This window comes from Anaerophilus nitritigenes (genome assembly GCF_004138215.1).
GTDB classification, from domain to species: domain Bacteria; phylum Bacillota; class Clostridia; order Peptostreptococcales; family Thermotaleaceae; genus Anaerophilus; species Anaerophilus nitritogenes.
The window spans coordinates 1-2,103 of the sequence record NZ_RYYS01000004.1 but is presented as its reverse complement, the minus strand read 5'-3'; the positions used below and the strand labels follow the sequence as shown (position 1 = coordinate 2,103).

Sequence of the window (2,103 nt, the reverse complement as noted above, 5' to 3'; positions counted from 1 at the left end):
CTTTCTACATCTATATGCAGACCTTTTATATAAAAATTATTTTTACTTTTTATCTGCCATATTTGGGGGGACACCGAGATACGTGTACAAAACGGTAACTTGGTGGATGAAATTTACATAAGTTTAATATAATTCAGTAACCAAACCATTTCTCAATAATACGTTTCAAATAAACTACATGTAATTGGAAATATTTCAAAATGAGCTTTGTTGTAATTTTGAAACGTAAAAATGCTTATTTTTAGGCTGTTTCACTAAGTAGGATTTATGAAAGACTCTATAAATCATTACAAAAGTTGTATTTATAAAAAATATCCATTAAATTACTGGTTTTTACACGTATCTCGGTGTCCCGCCAATCTGAGATGGAGGTAAGTCTACAAATTCGTTAGAGCTTACAATTTTAAGTATTTTCTTGTATTCTAAGGGACTTAATTTATTCTTAGGGATAGGTCGTTTTGCTGTAGGTCTTGTATCAAAGTGAATTTTTCCACCTTGAACCCATCTCTCATAAGTTCTTATACTAATCCCAATTATATTACATGCAGGTTTTAACCTTGCCCCAGTATTTCTAGCTTCTTCAATTAACTCTATTGCTCTTATGCGCTCTTTAGGATGAGTTAATCTTCCTCGTTTTCCTCCAAGAACGCATCCCACTTTTTTCTAAGCACCAATAAAGCTGCTGTTTCAGCCAATGCTTTTTCTTTTCTTTTAAGTTCTTTTTCTAAAGATTTATTTCTCTTTTTTTCTTCATTTAACTCGCCTTGTAATTCTTTAGAAGGTTTAATAACACTATCATTTGCATTCATACAAGTATTGCGCCATTGATTTATTTGTTCCATGTATAGCCCATTTGATCTACAGTAGGCAGCAAGCTCCGCTTCATTCATTGTGTAAGTTTCAATGACGATTAAAAATTTTTGCTGTGATGAAAAATTTTTATTGTTATTTTCAGTTAGACCTGCGTTTTTCTGTGCTTTTCGTTTCCAATTATTAAGTGTAGATCGATTAATCCCTGTTTCTCGAGACAACTCAGCTATAGATTTATTTTCTGGTGGCAACATTCTTTTAATAAGTGCTTCTTTTTGTTCTTCCGGATAAGGCATATATTTGTTTGTTTTTTCACTCATAGTTATCGCTCCTAAATTTGATATTTAACTATATCATTTTTTTATATCATACAACAACTATCCTAACATAGGGGGAAAGCGAGAAAACAAGTTAATAAGAAATTAATGGTAGCAAGTATATCAGCAACACTTATTTTAGGTTCTGTAGCTTTAGAAAATGAGAGAACATGGGCATATGTTGATAGATTAGTAAATCATATTGAGTATTTTTTAGATAAAGATTATGGAGTATTTGATAAATATAAATTTGAAGGAAGTCAGTCATTAGAACAAGATAGATTAATACTTAACTTAGGAGATGTAATGCTTGATGATAGACAATTAATCGTAAGCTTGGGTATTGATTATAGTAATTTTGATTTAGAAAAACATGGCTTTAATAAAAAAGAGTTTAAACCAGATATACCACTTATTACAATAGGAGATATGTCTTTTCCAGGACAAGGTGGAGCAATTAAGCAAAGGAATGTAAGAGGTGAGGATAAAAAAGAAGTTTTATACATTGTTGATTTAACTAGTATTGATACTGATGGAGATGGATTAGGTGATACTGATTTTGAGTTACTTGATAAATTAGAAAAAAATAAAGATTATAATATGAAAATTAAATTTAAAGACTTTGATATAGGTGAGTCAAAAACAGAGGCAGGAAGATGGCTAAGCAAGGAATTTGGGACATGGGAATTTAGTACTACTATAAATAGTTCTAATATATCTAATGATATGAAGATTATTGAAATTAACAAAGTTATTGATATAAGTGAAGGAAATACAACACGTATATTAAAAATTGATGACGTAAGGATATCTCCTGTATCAGGCAAGATTAAAATGGAAAAGATTTAAGTAGTTCTAATGGTGCTATTGGTGATGATGGGGTAGGGCAGCCATTCGTGTAAATTGAGTCTAATTTACATTATATGTAAAATATATTTGTTATAAATGCAGTTTCATAAAGGTTGAAGTGTAGTTA

3 protein-coding genes are annotated in these 2,103 nt (G+C 30.3%); 1 reads left to right on the top strand and 2 read right to left on the bottom strand.

Annotated features, from left to right (window positions below; genetic code table 11):
- Positions 1 to 333 precede the first annotated feature (333 nt).
- Positions 334 to 657: a MerR family transcriptional regulator gene (locus EK368_RS00165; RefSeq protein ID WP_129595705.1), complete on the bottom strand. Its 324-nt coding sequence runs from the start codon at positions 655 to 657 to the stop codon at positions 334 to 336.
- The gene (locus EK368_RS00160) at positions 621 to 1,130 is read right to left on the bottom strand and encodes a transposase (RefSeq protein WP_129595704.1); all 510 of its coding nucleotides are present in this window, start codon (positions 1,128 to 1,130) and stop codon (positions 621 to 623) included. Before EK368_RS00160 ends, EK368_RS00165 begins: the two co-directional genes overlap by 37 nt.
- A 105-nt stretch (positions 1,131 to 1,235) precedes the next feature.
- Here EK368_RS00160 and EK368_RS00155 point away from each other — a divergent pair, with 105 nt between their 5' ends.
- Positions 1,236 to 1,976, top strand: coding sequence for a hypothetical protein (locus tag EK368_RS00155; protein WP_129595703.1), 741 nt, complete (start codon positions 1,236 to 1,238; stop codon positions 1,974 to 1,976).
- The last annotated feature ends 127 nt before the right edge of the window (positions 1,977 to 2,103 follow it).

What these genes read in the sequence shown, in the direction of transcription:
- EK368_RS00155 (WP_129595703.1), top strand. Translation starts at nt 1,236, where the DNA reads ATGGTAGCAAGTATATCAGCAACACTTATTTTAGGTTCTGTAGCTTTA.
- EK368_RS00160 (WP_129595704.1), bottom strand. Translation starts at nt 1,130, where the DNA reads ATGAGTGAAAAAACAAACAAATATATGCCTTATCCGGAAGAACAAAAA.